Genomic DNA, 17,257 nt, shown 5'->3' on the forward strand with positions numbered 1-17,257 from the left:
GATTAATTTTTTTGTAATATTATATTAAAATACGTTGATAATTTAACTTTTTTGTAATTTTTATACATAGAAATATGGTAAAATTTTATGTATGACATTAAACCCCTTAAAATAAGGAGGAAGTATGAATAAACAGGTTAAAAAAAAGTCGACAAGAAAAAATATGAGACATAATAAAAAAAAGGAAATATCTATATCCATATTTATGGGAGTATTGTATATTATTGCTTTCTTGATAGTAACAACGCCGCTTGTATTAATTTATGGACCATATGATAAAACTAAGAAAATTTTAATTTCAACAGTTTTAGCTACAAGGCATGCATATTTAGTAAATGATTTTATACCACAAAAAACATTAGATAAAATATTAGAAAAAGATAAAATTAAAGAAGAAAGTGTTCCGGTAAATACATCTATAGATTTAAATAAAATAGATGTTAAGTATGATTCAGGAAATGAAATAACTAAATATGATATACATACAGATAGATATGATGGTTACATGTTAGAAATACAAAATCCACATAAAGTTAAAGTAGCTATGACTAAATATCTAGGAAAATTAGGTCAAAAGACAAGTGAAATGGCAGAAGAACATAATGCAATAGCAGCTATAAATGGTGGAGCTTTTTCAGATACATCTTCAGATGGAGTAATACGTGCTGGTACAGGGGGAAAGCCTGAAGGTTTTGTAATATCCAATGGAAAAGTTATATATCCTACTATAAAATGTGATGAACATTTTATTGCAAATGTAATTGCATTTACTAAAAAAGGTCAATTAATAGTTGGAGATCATACACTTGCAGAATTAAAAAAACTAGATGTGCAAGAAGCAATGTGTTTTAGAAGACCTAATATTATAATAAATGGAATTAGACAGCATAAAAAAGAAGATTATATAGAAGGAATGAATCCTAGAACAGCAGTGGGACAAAAGGAAGATGGAACAGTGTTATTTTTAGTTTTAGATGGAAGAAAAATATCTAAACCGGGAGCTACATTATATGAAGTTCAAGAAATTATGAAAAACAGAGGAGCTATAAATGCAGGTATGCTTGATGGTGGATATTCAACAACAATGTATTATAAAGGTGATGTAATTAATTCTCCTAATGCTTGGGATGGAGAAAGAACTGTTGCCACAGCATTTTATGTTGAACAATAGGTTAGGAGATGAGTCATTATGAAAATATTAAAAAAAGTATTGATTTTCAGTGTTATAGCTTTAATAATTCAGCAGAGCATATTTTTATATATAGAAAATATATATTTATCATCAAATATGAATATTAAAATAGAGAAATCTGATGATGAAGAAGTTGCTAAAAATGAACAAAAAGAAATTGTAATTAAAGAAAATTTGGAGGATTTAAAAGTATCTTCTAATGGTAGATATGTTGCAGGCTTAGAGGATGGAAGGTTAACAATATTAGATAGTGATGAAAATAAATATAAAGATGTTAAAAATAATGTAAATAGCAATATTGTGTTTTATAAATGGGTAACAAATTCAGATCGTATAATTGCTATACAAAAAATAAAAGAAAGAGGAAGGTGTTATTTTGAGCCAGTAGCATTTAATGCTAAAAGTGGAGAACAAATTGAACTTTCTGACTTTGATTTAAATAAATTAAGAGTAAGAATTGAAAGTAGTGAAGATAAAGTAGAAGATATTCCATTTTCAACAGGTACACATAGTTTATATATAAAAATTAAAAAGAGTAATGGAAAAAGTGATTTATATTATGCAAATACAATGAATCAGTTAGAGAAAAAGAGAAGTAATAAACAAATTGGAAATATTGTTATTCCAACTACATGTGCTAATGCCATAATGGAAATGGGAACACAAGTAACAATATTAGATAGACCAGATAATTTATTAATACCTAATACCAAAAATCCAAAATTGTTAGGAGCAGATATAAATGATAATGTATATTTTGCTTCAGGAATAGATAATAAGGTTATGAAAATATATTATGCCGTTTCGTCTAATAATTATAAAGACTGGAAAGAAATAAAATTAGATAATCCTACAAATAAAGAAAATGTATTAGTTGATTATAGTGGTAAGATATATATAAATAATAAAGAAAAGAATAGTGTAACAGAACTTATAAGTAAAAAAACAATTAATTATAAAGGTAGTTTAATTCAAACATATTCTAAAGGTGTAATATCAAAGGATAAAGATAAGATAATAAAGAATGAGATATAATAAATTTGAATGCTACTAAATTTAACTTTAGTAGCATTTCACAAAAAAAATAAAATAGTTTTGTGAATTTTTCATATAGAGTTTAAAGGATTACAAATGTAAAATATAATCATGATAAACAAATAATTAGACTTTTATGGGAGGGATTAATATGGCAGATTTGTCATTAAGACACATTTATAAAATATATCCAGGTGATGTAACAGCGGTAAACGATTTTAATCTAGAAATAGAAGATAAAGAATTTATAGTGTTTGTTGGACCGTCAGGTTGTGGTAAGTCAACCACTTTAAGAATGATAGCAGGGTTAGAAGAAATATCTAAAGGTGAATTATATATAGATGAAAAATTAGTAAATGATGTTGAGCCAAAAGAAAGAGATATAGCAATGGTATTCCAAAACTATGCATTATATCCTCATATGAGTGTTTATGAGAATATGGCTTTTTCATTAAAACTTAAAAAAGTATCTAAAGAAGAAATTGATAAAAAGGTAAAAGAAGCAGCCCAAATATTAGGTATAGAACATTTATTATCAAGAAAACCTAAAGCTTTATCAGGAGGTCAAAGACAAAGAGTTGCATTAGGAAGAGCTATAGTTAGAAATCCTAAAGTATTCTTAATGGACGAGCCTTTATCAAATCTTGATGCAAAATTAAGAGTTCAAATGAGAACTGAAATATCTAAGCTTTATAATAAATTACAAACAACATTTATATATGTTACTCATGACCAAGTTGAAGCTATGACTATGGGAACTAGAATAGTTGTTATGAAAGATGGTATAATACAACAAGTGGATACTCCACAAAATATATACAATAATCCAGTAAATATTTTCGTAGCTGGATTTATAGGAAGTCCTCAAATGAATTTTGTTGATGGTAAGATAATAGAAAAAGAAGGAAATTTATATTGCCACTTTGCAGAAAATAACATACTATTACCAGAACAAAATGCTAAAGAATTAAAAGACAAAGGCTATGTAAATAAAGAGGTTACATTTGGAATGAGACCTGAACATTTAGATGATAATATGGAAGTTATAAAATCTAATCCATCATCAATTATAAATGGAAAAATAGAAGTTGTTGAGCTTATGGGAGCTGAAAGTTATATTTATTTTGTAGCATCTAATAATAACATGACTGCAAGAGTAAATGGAACTACAAATGCAAAAAATGGGGATTCAATAAAATTATATGTTGAAAGTGAAAAAATACATGTATTTGATAAAGAAAGTGAATTAAGAATAATATAATTTTTATTTAGAGGTGAAAGAGATGTATGGATTAGTTGAATATTTAAATGAATTATATAAAAACTGTGAAATACCCTTTGAGGTATGTATTGATGATAAAATGATTTTTAGAACTAATCCTTTTCTTTACACTGGAAAAGAGTTAATAGAAACTAGATTTTCCATAAATAATAAAAGTTTTATAGTAAAAACTTTTATTAATTTTAAAGACTCATTAAAACTGATAAAATTTTGTATTGTAAGTAAACTTAAAAATGAACATGATATGCGAGAAAATACTATAATCTCTTTATTAAAAAATGAGCATATATCAAGTGATAAATTACATGATATAATGTTTGATTTAAATGAAGTTTATCTAATAACGATTAATTTAGATGAAAAAATAAATGAAACTATAGAAGTTTTAAAAGATATTTACACAGATACTGAAGTATCCATATTAGAATATAATGAATATATTATTTTACTTGGAATATTTGAAGATATTGAAGATCATATAGACAGTATAAATGAAACCATACATAATAATTTATATAAAAGGTGCTATATAAGTTATTACGAGGTTGAAAATTATAATAATATATACTCATTATATAAAGAGGGAATATATAAGATTTACTTAGCTAAAAAATACAATATTTCAAATAGAATATTTAATGAAAGAAGTTTATTGTTTGAAAGTATTGTAGATAGCTTAGGTGAAGAAGAAAAGGTTAAGATATTATCTAAATTTAATGAGGGATTCAATAGATTAGATAATGATATAATAGATACAATAGAAGTATTTTTAAATTGTGATTTAAATTTAAGTGAATCAGCTAAAAATTTATATGTGCATAGAAATACTTTAATTTATAGGTTAGATAAGATTAAAAAATATACGTCATATGATATTAGAAACTTTAATGAAGCAATACTATTTAAAATAGCATTCTTTATATGGAAGGAGAGAAATGCTTGAGTTTATATTGAATATTCCGGTAACGATACCGTAATTTAATTTCAAATACATAAATCAATTTAGTTTATTGATATATTAACTAAAATAGGTGTATAATAAAAGTATTCGGAAACGTTACCACTAATTTTTGGTTTTACATATATATTAGGAGGAATATAATGAATATAGCAGATATAGCAAGGATTGCTGGTGTAGGAGTAAGTACTGTTTCAAGAGTTATAAATAATCATCCAGATGTAAAGGAAACTACTAGAGAAAAGATTTGGGAAATTATAAAACAAAACAATTATATACCTAATAATAGTGCAAGAATATTAAAACAAAATAATACTAAAAACATAGGAGTGCTAGTAAAGGGTGTATTTAATCCATTTTTTTCACAAATGATAAATGTTATAGGTAATATTATAGATAAATCAGGATATACAATGATATTAGAGCAAAATGATTATAATTTTTATCAAGATGTAGAAAATCTCATAGGTTTTGTAAAAGAAAAAAAATTACAGGGAGTTATTTGTTTAGGTGGAAATTTCATTGAGATAAAAGAAGATAGTTTCGCAGGTATAGGAACTCCTATAGTATTAACTTCAGTTAATACTATATCTAATCAAGGGAAAAAACATTATTCTTCAATAGGAATAGACAATATTAAAGTTTCTTATGATACTACACAATATCTAATTAAAAAAGGACATAAAAAAATAGCACTTATTTTAGGTGATGAGAATGACTTAGGAATTAGTTGGTGGAGACTTAAGGGGTATAGAAATGCTTTGAAGGATAATAATATTGAAATTGATGATGAATTAGAATTAATAGGAGATTATTCTTGTGAAAAAGCATATAAACAAACCATGAATTTGATAAAAAATAGAAAAGAGGTAACTGCTATTTTTGCACTTTCAGATATTATGGCCATGGGAGTAGCAAAAGCTGTAGTAGATAGTGGATTAAAAATTGGTGAAGATATTTCAATTATTGGATTTGATGGAATGGATGAAAGTAAATATTACAATCCAGGAATTACCACAGTAAATCAGCCTAAAAAATTAATGGCAGAAAGAAGTATAGAGTTATTATTTTCATTAATTAATGGAACAGAAGAAAATAAGCAAATACTGTTAGATACTCAACTAATCGAGAGGGAATCATGTAAAGATTTAAGCATGTGAAAATAAATGAGAAGTCAAAGATGCCATGGATATTTTGTGAAATATAATGAACTGGATTTTGTTGATAGTTGTGCTATTAGTAAGTTTGAAAGAAGAAGTAGTTCTCAAAATAAACTAGGATATTGATTAGTTATTTATTTGAATGTGCCTTAGTAAAAAAATAATAAAAGAGATATAAGGGGGAGAAAAAATGAGAAGAAGCAGTGGAATTATCATGCATATTGCATCTTTACCAGGAAAGTTTGGTATAGGCACATTTGGAAAAGAGGCATATGAATTTGCAGATTTTTTAAAAAAAGCTCATCAAAAATATTGGCAAATACTTCCTATAGGACCTACTAGTTATGGAGATTCTCCATATCAATCTTTTTCAGCATTTGCTGGAAATCCTTATTTTATAGATTTTAAATTATTAGAAGAGGATGAATTATTAGAAAAGAAAGATTATGCAAATATTAATTTTGGAAAAGATGAAGAAGATATTGATTATGGATTAATTTTTATAGAAAAGATGAAAGTTTTAAGAAAAGCCTATGAGAGATTTAAACTTAATATTCCAAAAGATTTAAAAGAATTTGAAGAAAAAAATCTTTGGTTAGATGATTATTCTTTATATATGGCTCTTAAATCAAAATTTGAGTTAAAAAGTTGGCAAAAATGGGACATAGATATTAAACTTAGAAAAAAACATATATTAGATAAATACAAGCAAGAATTAAAAGATGAAATAAATTATTGGAAGTTTATACAATATAAATTCTTTGAACAATGGACTAATTTAAAGAAATATGTAAATGATTTAGGAATTGAGATTATAGGAGATATTCCTATATATGTAGCTGAAGATAGTGCTGATGTATGGGCAAATCCAGAAGCATTTTTGTTAGATGAGAAAACATTATTACCGTTAAAGGTTTCAGGATGTCCTCCAGATAACTTTGCTTTAACAGGTCAATTATGGGGAAATCCAATTTATAATTGGGATTATATTGATAAGACAAACTATAAATGGTGGATAGAAAGAATGAAACAAAGCTCTAAGCTATATGATGTTATAAGGATAGATCACTTTAGAGGTTTTGAGTCTTATTGGTCAATACCTTATGGGGATCCTACTGCTGAAAATGGAGAGTGGGTAAAAGGTCCAGGAATGAAACTATTTAATGCAATAAAAAAGGAACTTGGAGATATAAAAATTATAGCAGAAGATTTAGGATTTTTAACTGAAGAAGTTGCAAAATTTAGAGAAGAGTCAGGATTCCCAGGAATGAGGGTATTACAATTTGCATTTTCAGAAGATGCTAATAATAGAGATTTACCTCATAATTATGATGAAAACTGTATAGCTTATACAGGAACTCATGATAATAATACATTTAGGGGATGGTTTGAAAAAACTGGGACAAAAGAAGAGATAGAATATGCAATTAAGTATCTTGGATTAAATAAAGAAGAAGAATATAACTGGGGATTTATAAGAGGTGTATGGGGTAGTAAAGCTTATTTATCTATAGCATTAATGCAAGATTTCTTAAATTTAGGAAACGAAACTAGAATTAATGTTCCTTCAACACTTGGAGATAATTGGCGTTGGAGAGTTAAAAAAGGTGTATTTACAAAGGAATTAGCAGAAAAAATTTATGAAATAACGAAGATATATGGAAGGTGCGAGGATGATGAATAAAGAAACTATAAAACAAGGAATCAATAGATATTTAAAAGTAAAGTATGGGATAAAATTAGAAGAAGCTAAGGAATATCAAATATTTAATGCTCTTTCATTAACTATATTAGAAGAGATAGTAGATGATTGGGATGATACAACAAAAGCTTATAATGAAAAAAGAAGTGCAAATTATTTTTCCGCTGAATATTTAATGGGACGAGCTCTTGGAAATAATTTGATAAATTTAGGTTTATATGATGAGGTAAAAGATGTATTAGGAGAGCTAAACATCGATATTAATAAAATAGAAGAAATAGAAGAAGATGCTGGACTTGGTAATGGAGGGCTTGGCAGACTTGCAGCATGTTTCATGGAATCAGCAGCAACAATAGATATGCCTTTAAATGGTTATGGTATAAGATATAATAATGGTCTGTTTAAACAAAATATTGAAGAGGGTTTTCAAACTGAAAGTGAAGATAGTTGGTTAAATTATGGGGATCCTTGGAGTATAAGAAAAGATAATGAAGTTCAAATTGTAGAATTTGATGATATGAAAGTTAAGGCTATACCTTATGATACACCAATCATAGGTTATAATACTAAAAATATAAATACACTAAGATTATGGAAATGTGAACCTGTAAAAGAATTTGATTTTTATTTATTTAATGAACAAAAATATGATGAATCAGTAGAATTAAAGAATAGAGCTGAAGATATATCTAGAGTATTGTATCCAAATGATTCAAATGAAGAAGGAAAGATATTAAGATTACGTCAACAATATTTTTTAGTAAGTGCTTCATTAAAAGATATTATGAGAAAGCATATAGAGAAATTCGGTACCGATTTCGAAAAAATAAGTGATTATAATTTTGTTCAATTAAATGATACACATCCAACACTTGCAATACCAGAATTTATAAGGATATTAGTGGATGAAGAAAAAGTTAGCTTTAAAAAAGCATTGGGATATGCTAAAAAATTCTTTGGATATACAAATCATACTATATTAGCTGAAGCATTAGAAAAATGGGATGTTGAATTAATAGAAAAATTGTTCCCAAGAATATTAGAAATTACTGAAGAAATTGATAAAGAGCTAATAAATGAATTAAAAGCTAAGAAGTATACAAAAAAAGAAATTAAAAAACTTAGAATAATCGCAGATAATCAAATGAGAATGGCTAATTTAGCTATCTTTGTATCAAAAGCAGTAAATGGGGTTGCTCAGCTTCATACTGATATATTAAAAGAAAAAGAATTAAATGATTGGTACAAATTATATCCTGAAAAGTTCCAAAATAAAACTAATGGAATTACTCCAAGAAGATGGTTAAGATTATGTAATCAAGAATTATCAGCTTTTATAACTAAATTATTAGGAACTGAAGATTGGGTTAAAAATTTAGAATTATTAAAAGGTTTAAAGAAATTTGAAAATGATGATAAAGTTTTAGAAGAGCTTATGAATATAAAACTTGAAAAGAAAAAGCAATTAGCAAGATATATCAAGGAAGAAGAAGGGGTAGAATTAGATCCAAATTCAATATTTGATATTCAAATTAAGAGATTACATGAATATAAGAGACAACTATTAAATGCAATGTATATTCTTGATTTATATTATAGAATAAAAGAAAATCCATCTTTAGATATACCAAAAGTAAGTTTTGTTTTTGGTGCTAAGGCCTTTCCAGGTTATGTTAGAGCTAAAGCAATAGTTAAATTTATAAATGAAATAGCTAAACTTGTAAATAACGATAAGGACGTAAATGGAAAAATAAAAGTAGTATTTGTTCATAACTATAGAGTTTCATATGCACAAAGATTATTCCCAGCTGCTGATTTATCTAAACAAATTTCTACAGCAGGTAAAGAAGCATCAGGAACAGGAAATATGAAGTTTATGCTAAATGCTACTCCTACATTTGGAACTTATGATGGAGCTAATATAGAAATAGTTCAAGAGTCTGGAGAGGAAAATAATTATATATTTGGATTAAGAGTTGAAGATATAGATTCAATTAAAGAAGACTATGATCCTATGACTTATTATAAGAAAAATAAGAGCATAAAGAGAGTTTTAGATACTTTAATTGATGGAACATTTGATGATGGGAATACAGATGATTTTGAAGATTTATATAATTCATTATTAGAAGAAGGAGATCAATATTATCTTTTAGCTGATTTTGAAAGTTTTAAAAAGACTGAAGATAAAGTATTTGAAGATTATAAGGATACTAAAAAATGGGCTAAAAAATGTTTTGCTAACCTTTATAATGCAGGAATATTCTCAAGTGACAGAACTATAAAACAATATTGTGATGAAATTTGGGATATAGAAGCTACTCCTATAAAATAAATATATTATTAATAATATATTTCTAGGGGGAGTCTCAATATAAAAGCCACTCCTATAAAATAAATATAAATAAGGTTGTATCAAAGTTATTTTGATACAACCTTTAGTTATATATAATTCTTTATTTATGTAATTAGAATTAAATTTATATATAAGTTTATTTTCTATTAAATATTGCAGTACACCATTCGTTGGTTTGGATTTTTTCTTCCATAATGTATCCTTTAGACTCTATTTTTTCTTTAACAGAATCAAAGCTCCATTCAACTAAACCAGAAACTAAGAGTTTACCATTTTCTTTTATATGATCATTAATATAATCTATAAACATTTCAGTTTCTTCTCCACCTATATTTATGTATATCCAATCAAATGTGCCATCAATAACAACTTCATTATTTAAAGCATTACCAACAAATGTTTCAATATTAGTAATTTCATTTAAAGAAGAATTAAATGCTATTTCTTCATGTACATCTCTAATATCTAAAGCACAAATTCTTCTGGCATTTTTAATACTTGTGGCTAATGAAAGTATACCAGAACCAGTTCCTATATCTAACACGTCTAAATTAGTAAAATCTTTTGATAAAATATATTTTAATATATTTTGAGTAGTTTCATGCATTCCTGTTCCAAAAGCACCTTGGGATATAAAATTGATTTTTTGTTTTCCTGGGAAATCTTCTTCAGGAGAAGCTATTACCCATTTATCATCTATATGTATAGCAGGAAAGTGAGTTTCTTCATAATTGTAATTTTCCTCCATTGTATTATCTGGAGTTAATTGAAAAATAGAATTAACTTTGTTTGTAAATTCTTCAAGATCACTTTCTTTTCCATCAAAAGCCACTTTGAAATCTATGATAACATCATCCTTTTCTATATATCCATATCCAAATTCATCTGTAGTTATTTCTAATGGACTTTCATAAAATACATTAAAAATATCATTGAATTGAAGTTTTTCAATAGAAATATCTATATTTTCATATGGTATTTTGTAAGTAATAATAAACATAAAAAATCTCCTTATATTTGAATTTAGTTATATCTTTTAAGCTATGATTGATAATACAGTATTAACAATTTATTAAAAAGATAATTTTTATTCTAGGATAAATTTTAACATTAAGAAATACTTCATACAATACAGTATTATTTTAAACTATGTATATTGTGATATAATAAAGATTAATTGGAGTATAGGAAGGAGTCTTATTTTTTATGAAGGAAATAGTAGTACTTGATGGAAAAACTTTGGGAAATATAGATTTTTCAAAACTTAATGAATTTGGTAATGTAACTTATTATGATTTAACTTCAAGTAATGAAGTTGAGGATAGAATAAAAAATGCTAATATTGTATTAACGAATAAGGTTGTATTAAATGAAAATAATTTAAAGAATGCTAAAAATTTAGAATTAATTTGTGAAATGGCAACAGGATTTAATAATATAGATATAGAGTATGCTAAAAAAAATAATATAGCTGTAACTAACGTAGCTGGTTATTCTACAAATACAGTGGCGCAACATACTTTTGCAATGGCACTTAATTTATGTGATAAAATATCATATTTTGATAATTATGTTAAATCTAAAGAATATTCAACATCTAATATTTTTACTAATGTAGATGAAGTTTATAGAGATATTGATGGTAAGGTATGGGGTATAATTGGTCTTGGAGCTATTGGAAAAAGAGTTGCTAAGATTGCAGAAGCTTTTGGATGTAAAGTGATTTATTATTCAACTTCAGGAAAAAATTCAAATTCAGATTATAAAAGAGTAGAGTTTGAAGAATTATTAGAAAAATCAGATATAATATCTATACATGCTCCATTAAATGAAAGTACAAACGGTTTAATGAATTATGATGTATTTAAAAAGATGAAAAAAGAGAGTATATTAATTAATATGGGAAGAGGTCCTATAGTAGTGGATTCAGATTTAGCAAGAGCTATTGATGAAAATTTAATAGGTGGAGCAGGTTTAGATGTATTTGAAGTAGAGCCAATTCCAGAAAATAATCCATTAGTAAATGTTAAAAATAAAGAAAAATTAGTATTAAGTCCACATATCGCATGGGCAAGTGAAGAAGCAAGAAATAGATTATTTAATGATTTATTAGAAAACATAAGGGCCTTTAATAAAGGTGAAAAGAGAAATCGAGTAGAGTGTTAATATATACAAAGAAATGGTTACTTATTTTAACATAAGAATAACTCATTAATTTTTAGAAACTATATAGAAAACTACATTGCTATCTATATGTATTTTAAAAATTACTGTTTCTATAAATACTTAATTGTATTTTATAGAAACAGTAATTACATTGCTTTAAAATATTATAGTATTAAGCATAGTATTGATTTTAAATAAATACTATAAAACCACATGTTCCATTATAGCACCTAATACCCCGTAATCTTCGTTACTTTCTGCTATGTATTTTCCATGTTGTTTCATATCTTCTGGAGCATTTTTCATTACAAAGCTGTATTCAGCTTCATTTAACATTTCTATATCATTGTAATAATCTCCAAATGCCATAGTCTCTTCTTTCTTGATGTTGTTTTCTTCCATTATTTTTCTTAAGGCAATACCTTTATTTACTGTTTTATTCATTATATCAAGCCATAATTCACCTGCTACAACTACATTTAAATCGTTTCCGAACAGTGGATTTATAATAGGATTTGAATTCTTTGCGGCGTGATTTAAATCACATAAAGTTACCTTGATTATATCATCTTTAATTTTAGAGATGTCATTAACAATTTCATATTTTACATAGTATTTTTGTATTTCTTTTAAATATTCTTCAGAACAATTTTCTATATAAGCACATTCAATACCACATAATACTATAGCAGTATTTTTGATTTTTTTAGCTTCTTTTATTATATCTTGTACTAAATTTTTATCTATAACATCTTTAAATATTAATTCATTATTATGATATACTAAGGCACCGTTATCAGTAATGTATGACAATCTGTTAGCTACTGGACCAAAGTTTGTTTGTAAAGTAGCATAAGGTCTTCCGCTAGCTATAACTAAGTTTACATCTTTTTCTGTTATTAAATCTAAAACTTCTATAAAGCTTTCTGGTAAATGCCCTTTTTCATCTAATAAAGTTCCATCCATATCTGTTGCAATTAATTTTATCATAAAGTCCTCCTTAAAGTGCTTGTACTTATTATTTAATTATTTACATAATATCATAAATATTAATACCTTTAAAGAAGTTGGTTTAGGCATATGAAAATAAATAAATTTGCATACTAACTAGTCATTTATTTGAATGAGCCTTATAACATAATTTGGGATAAAAAACAAAACATTTGTTATGTAAATGTTTAAAAAGTTTAATTTATATTTTAATTATGATAGTATGGTAGATAAGATATAAATATACATATAGACGAAAAGAGGGATTTTGATGAAATATGCATTAGATGTACATACTCATACATTGGTTAGTGGTCATGCGTATTCTACTTTAATGGAGAATGCTAAAGCTGCATCAGAAAAAGGAATAAAGGTTTTAGGAACAACAGAACATGGAATAACAATGCCTAATGCACCTCATATTTGGTATTTTCATAATTATAAAGTATTACCAAGAGAAATGTATGGAGTTACTATGCTTTATGGTGTAGAAGCAAATATAAGGGATTATGAAGGTAATTTAGATATGGATGATAGTTCATTAAATAAAGTTGATATTGTTATTGGTAGTATTCATCCACAACCAGGGGTATATACAGTTGGTACTAAGGAAGAAAATACAAATGCCTTTATAAATGCTATTAAAAGTGGAAAGATTGATATAATAGGTCATATTGGTAATCCTCAAGTACCTATAAATTTTGAAAAGGTAGTAAAATGTGCTTTTGAAAATGATGTTTTAGTTGAAATAAATAATAGTTCTTTTACAACTTCAAGAATTGGAAGTAAAGAAAATTGTAAAGAAGTAGCTTTGCTTTGTAAAGAATATGGAGCTAAACTGGTTATAAATAGTGATGCACATTTCTGCACTAAAATAGGTGAATTTACAAAAGCAATTGAATTACTTAAAGAAATAGATTTTCCAGATGAACTTATAATTAATAGTAAGCCAGATGATTTATTATTAAGATTGAAGAAGAAAGGAAAACTAAATGATTTAGAAATATAGGGTGAATTTTATATGGAAATATTGAAAATTAATGAGAGTGATATAAAAGAATGTGCAAAGATATTTATAGAAGCCTTTAATGAAGAGCCATGGAATGACAAGTGGACAATAGAAAATGCATATAGGAGATTACAGGATATATATAAATCTCCTAATTTTGTAGGAATTAAATATGTTGAGAATAATAAAATTTATGGGGCACTTTTTGGAAATTGTGAGGAATGGTTTAAAGGAAGGCATTTTAATATAAAAGAAGTATTTGTGTCTAAAAAGATTCAAGGAAAGAGTATTGGAAGTAAGTTAATAGAGGGTATACAAAATGAAGTTAAAAACTTAGGAGTAGATTTTATGTTTTTATCTACTCAAAGTAATAATTTGAAAAAATTTTATTTAAAACATAATTTTGAAGAAACTAATTCTTTGTGCATAATGTCAAAAAAAATTTAGAATTGAAATGAATTTAATATTTGAAATAAAAGATTAATGTTCGTATTATTTTAAAATATAAATTAAATAATAAAAAAAGAGCACTAAATATATTAATTGAATATTATATATACTAAAAAATTAAAAAATACTTGCATTAATCTTAAAATAAATATATAATTAAGTAACAAATTCATAGAACGTTCGGACGAAGGTAGTGGGAGAGTGATTACTATAAAACTTATAGCAATACACCGAAGAGGGAAATCTTTCAGGTATTAGGACCGCTACTGGACGAGCCTCTGGAGAGACTCATATTTATATGAGCACCGAAGGAGCAAAGTAAATTTTATTTACTGAAACTCTCAGGTAAAAGGACAGGGGATAGGATTATTAAACTCATTTAGAGTTAATTCTTATTCTCCTCCGTAATCAAAAATTAAGGGGGATTTTTTATGTTATTATCAAATCTATTATTATCAACAGCTGGAGTTCAAAGTTTTTTAAAAACTATAGACAGCATTATATGGGGACCACCATTACTAATTCTTTTAGTTGGAACAGGTCTATATTTAACTTTTCGTCTTAAGGTATTACAAATATTTAGATTACCAATGGCTTTAAAATTTGTTTTTGGAAAAGATGATGAGCTTAAAAATGAAGATGCAAAAGGAGACGTGTCTAGTTTTGCAGCTTTATGTACAGCATTATCAGCTACTATAGGAACAGGAAATATAGTTGGAGTTGCTACAGCAATAAAAGCAGGAGGTCCAGGTGCATTACTTTGGATGTGGCTTGCAGCATTTTTTGGAATGGCAACTAAGTATGCAGAAGGCGTACTTGCTATAAAGTATAGGGAAATAGATGAAAATGGAGAAATGTGTGGAGGACCAATGTATTATATACAAAATGGTCTTGGATTAAAGTGGCTTGCAAAATTATTTGCTTTATTTGGTGTTGGTGTTGCATTCTTTGGAATTGGAACATTTGGACAGGTAAATTCTATAGCAGCAGCGGCTTCTAATTTTAATATACCTTTATATGCAACAGCTATAGTTACAACAACATTAGTAGCTTTAGTAACACTAGGTGGAATAAAGAGAATATCTAAAGTTTCAGAAACTTTTGTACCATTTATGGCAGTGGCATATATAATAGGAGCAGCATTGGTTCTTATATTCAATCATACAGCTGTTCCAGGTGCAATAAGATTAGTATTTGAAAGTGCTTTTAATACAGAAGCTATAGGTGGTGGTGTATTAGGAATTACAGTTACAATGGCTATAAGAAATGGTATAGCTAGAGGTGTATTTTCTAATGAATCTGGTCTTGGTAGTGCACCAATAGCAGCAGCAGCCGCTAAAACAAATTTACCAGTTAAACAAGGCTTAATTTCAATGACAGGTACGTTTTTTGATACAATAATTGTTTGCACAATGACAGGACTTGCAATAGTAATAACAAGTGGTTCTACAGGAGTATTTGAAGTAGGAGCAACAATAGAGGGGGCAGGTCTTACATCAGCAGCCTTTGAAATTGGATTACCAATAGCATTTTTAGGTAAGTATATTGTTAATATAGGATTAATATTTTTTGCATTTACAACTATTCTTGGATGGAATTATTATGGTGAAAAATGTATTCAATATTTATTTGGTACTAAATTAATTATGCCATATAGAATAATATATATAATGTTAGTAGCTATAGGTCCATTCTTACCATTAGAATTAATATTTATAATAGCAGATATAGTCAATGGTTGTATGGCATTCCCTAACTTAATAGGTCTTATAGGGCTTAGAAAAGTTATAATACAAGAAACAGAGGAATTTTTTGAAGAAATGAAAGAAAAAGATTCAATGGAAGAAGCAGTAGTTTAATATAATTTATATAAGTTAGGCACATTCAAATAAATAATTAATCAGTATGCTAGTTTATTTTGTGAACTACTACTTTCTTGGAACCTATTAATAGTACAACTATTAGAAGAACCTAAGTTATTGTATTTCACAAAATATCCATGGCATCTTTTACTTGTTATTTATTTTTATATGCCTTAGAGGGATATTTCTTTTGAGATATCCCTTTAATATTTTATTTTAAACTTTTTTTCATCATATATAGGTTCTATTTTTTTAAGTTCTATATCATAAACTTTAGAAAATTTATTTCCTGTTAATATAGTATCTATAAATTTGTCTATATTTTCTTGAATTCCTTGAACTTCAATTATGACTTCACCAGAATATAAATTTTTAGCATATCCAGTTAATGAAAGGCTTGTTGCATTTAATTGTGAGAAATATCTAAAGCCAACTTCTTGAACTATACCAGAAACTTTTATAGAATATCTTATCATACTAAACCTCCTTTTATAATCCTAGTCGTAACATTTAATAGAAAATTATTTAATAATATTTTATAAAAATTATAACATAATGTATGTAAAGTTAAGAAAAAAGTATATAATAATAATTGTAATGCATATAATAAATGTGTAGTTTAAAAGGAGGGTATTAAGGTGATTGAAAAAACTATGGTCTTAATAAAACCAGATGGAGTAAAGAGAAATATAATAGGGAATATCATAAGTTGCTATGAAGCTAATGGCTTAAAAGTTCTTGAGATAAAGATGATGAAAGCAACAAGAAAGATAGCAGAACAACATTATTCACAGCATAAGGGAAAAGATTTCTATGAAGAATTAATAGAGTTTATAACTAGCAGTCCATTATGCGCTATAATTTTAACAGGGGAAGACGCAATAAGTAAGGTTAGAAAGATAAATGGAGCTACAAGTCCTGATGATGCTGAAGAGGGTACTATAAGACATAGATATGCTAGAAGTAAAACTGAAAATTGTGTTCATGCATCAGATAATGTAGAAAGTGCAGAAGCAGAATTGAAATTATGGTTTCCAGAAGTTAATTTATAATTAAGGTACATTCAAATAAATAACTAGCCAGTATATTAGTTTA

General features: G+C 26.6%; 15 protein-coding genes and 2 riboswitches. Of the genes, 12 read left to right on the plus strand and 3 right to left on the minus strand.

Annotated features, from left to right (window positions below):
• Positions 1 to 124: 124 nt before the first annotated feature.
• The 7 genes from BGI42_RS04520 to BGI42_RS04550 all read left to right on the plus strand — a co-directional run bounded on the left by BGI42_RS04520 (position 125) and on the right by BGI42_RS04550 (position 9,664).
• A complete protein-coding gene (locus tag BGI42_RS04520; protein ID WP_069679179.1) occupies positions 125 to 1,171 on the plus strand; it encodes a phosphodiester glycosidase family protein in 1,047 nt (348 codons plus the stop codon).
• A gap of 18 nt (positions 1,172 to 1,189) precedes the next feature.
• On the plus strand, positions 1,190 to 2,227 hold the full coding sequence (locus BGI42_RS04525; RefSeq protein ID WP_069679180.1) for a hypothetical protein: 1,038 nt from the start codon (positions 1,190 to 1,192) through the stop codon (positions 2,225 to 2,227).
• Positions 2,228 to 2,378: 151 nt separating this feature from the next.
• Positions 2,379 to 3,488, plus strand: coding sequence for an ABC transporter ATP-binding protein (locus BGI42_RS04530; RefSeq protein ID WP_069679181.1), 1,110 nt, complete (start codon positions 2,379 to 2,381; stop codon positions 3,486 to 3,488).
• 22 nt (positions 3,489 to 3,510) lie between these two features.
• Positions 3,511 to 4,452, plus strand: a complete 942-nt coding sequence (locus BGI42_RS04535; protein ID WP_069679182.1) for a PucR family transcriptional regulator — start codon at positions 3,511 to 3,513, stop codon at positions 4,450 to 4,452.
• 158 nt (positions 4,453 to 4,610) lie between these two features.
• A complete protein-coding gene (locus BGI42_RS04540) occupies positions 4,611 to 5,627 on the plus strand; it encodes a LacI family DNA-binding transcriptional regulator (RefSeq protein ID WP_069679183.1) in 1,017 nt (338 codons plus the stop codon).
• A gap of 190 nt (positions 5,628 to 5,817) precedes the next feature.
• A complete protein-coding gene (gene malQ / locus BGI42_RS04545; protein ID WP_069679184.1) occupies positions 5,818 to 7,311 on the plus strand; it encodes a 4-alpha-glucanotransferase in 1,494 nt (497 codons plus the stop codon).
• Complete coding sequence (locus BGI42_RS04550; protein ID WP_069681028.1) at positions 7,304 to 9,664, plus strand: glycogen/starch/alpha-glucan phosphorylase; 2,361 nt, start codon at positions 7,304 to 7,306, stop codon at positions 9,662 to 9,664. The genes malQ and BGI42_RS04550 overlap by 8 nt, the downstream gene beginning before the upstream one ends.
• Before the next feature lie 157 nt (positions 9,665 to 9,821).
• On the opposite strand, the gene BGI42_RS04555 is transcribed toward BGI42_RS04550, so the two are convergent.
• Positions 9,822 to 10,685, minus strand: coding sequence for a 50S ribosomal protein L11 methyltransferase (locus BGI42_RS04555; protein ID WP_069679185.1), 864 nt, complete (start codon positions 10,683 to 10,685; stop codon positions 9,822 to 9,824).
• Positions 10,686 to 10,891: 206 nt separating this feature from the next.
• On the opposite strand from BGI42_RS04555, the gene BGI42_RS04560 reads away from it, so the two are divergent.
• The gene (locus tag BGI42_RS04560; protein ID WP_069679186.1) at positions 10,892 to 11,851 is read left to right on the plus strand and encodes a D-2-hydroxyacid dehydrogenase; all 960 of its coding nucleotides are present in this window, start codon (positions 10,892 to 10,894) and stop codon (positions 11,849 to 11,851) included.
• Between the two features lie 201 nt (positions 11,852 to 12,052).
• Here BGI42_RS04560 and BGI42_RS04565 read toward each other — a convergent pair whose 3' ends face one another.
• Complete coding sequence (locus BGI42_RS04565) at positions 12,053 to 12,841, minus strand: HAD family hydrolase (RefSeq protein WP_069679187.1); 789 nt, start codon at positions 12,839 to 12,841, stop codon at positions 12,053 to 12,055.
• Positions 12,842 to 13,112: 271 nt separating this feature from the next.
• Here BGI42_RS04565 and BGI42_RS04570 point away from each other — a divergent pair, with 271 nt between their 5' ends.
• The 3 genes from BGI42_RS04570 (at position 13,113) to BGI42_RS04580 (ending at position 16,159) form a co-directional block, all read left to right on the plus strand.
• Complete coding sequence (locus BGI42_RS04570) at positions 13,113 to 13,850, plus strand: phosphatase (RefSeq protein ID WP_069679188.1); 738 nt, start codon at positions 13,113 to 13,115, stop codon at positions 13,848 to 13,850.
• Between the two features lie 12 nt (positions 13,851 to 13,862).
• The gene (locus BGI42_RS04575; protein ID WP_069679189.1) at positions 13,863 to 14,297 is read left to right on the plus strand and encodes a GNAT family N-acetyltransferase; all 435 of its coding nucleotides are present in this window, start codon (positions 13,863 to 13,865) and stop codon (positions 14,295 to 14,297) included.
• Positions 14,298 to 14,484: 187 nt separating this feature from the next.
• Positions 14,485 to 14,573, plus strand: a riboswitch (glycine riboswitch).
• A gap of 2 nt (positions 14,574 to 14,575) precedes the next feature.
• Positions 14,576 to 14,660: riboswitch (glycine riboswitch) on the plus strand.
• A gap of 71 nt (positions 14,661 to 14,731) precedes the next feature.
• Positions 14,732 to 16,159, plus strand: coding sequence for an alanine/glycine:cation symporter family protein (locus BGI42_RS04580; RefSeq protein WP_069679190.1), 1,428 nt, complete (start codon positions 14,732 to 14,734; stop codon positions 16,157 to 16,159).
• A 206-nt stretch (positions 16,160 to 16,365) separates the two neighbouring features.
• Here the strand turns inward: BGI42_RS04580 and BGI42_RS04585 are convergent, their stop codons facing one another.
• The gene (locus BGI42_RS04585) at positions 16,366 to 16,638 is read right to left on the minus strand and encodes an acylphosphatase (protein WP_069679191.1); all 273 of its coding nucleotides are present in this window, start codon (positions 16,636 to 16,638) and stop codon (positions 16,366 to 16,368) included.
• Positions 16,639 to 16,800: 162 nt separating this feature from the next.
• Here BGI42_RS04585 and ndk point away from each other — a divergent pair, with 162 nt between their 5' ends.
• On the plus strand, positions 16,801 to 17,214 hold the full coding sequence (gene ndk, locus BGI42_RS04590) for a nucleoside-diphosphate kinase (RefSeq protein ID WP_069679192.1): 414 nt from the start codon (positions 16,801 to 16,803) through the stop codon (positions 17,212 to 17,214).
• The last annotated feature ends 43 nt before the right edge of the window (positions 17,215 to 17,257 follow it).

It is taken from the genome of Clostridium taeniosporum (genome assembly GCF_001735765.2).
GTDB lineage: Bacteria > Bacillota > Clostridia > Clostridiales > Clostridiaceae > Clostridium > Clostridium taeniosporum.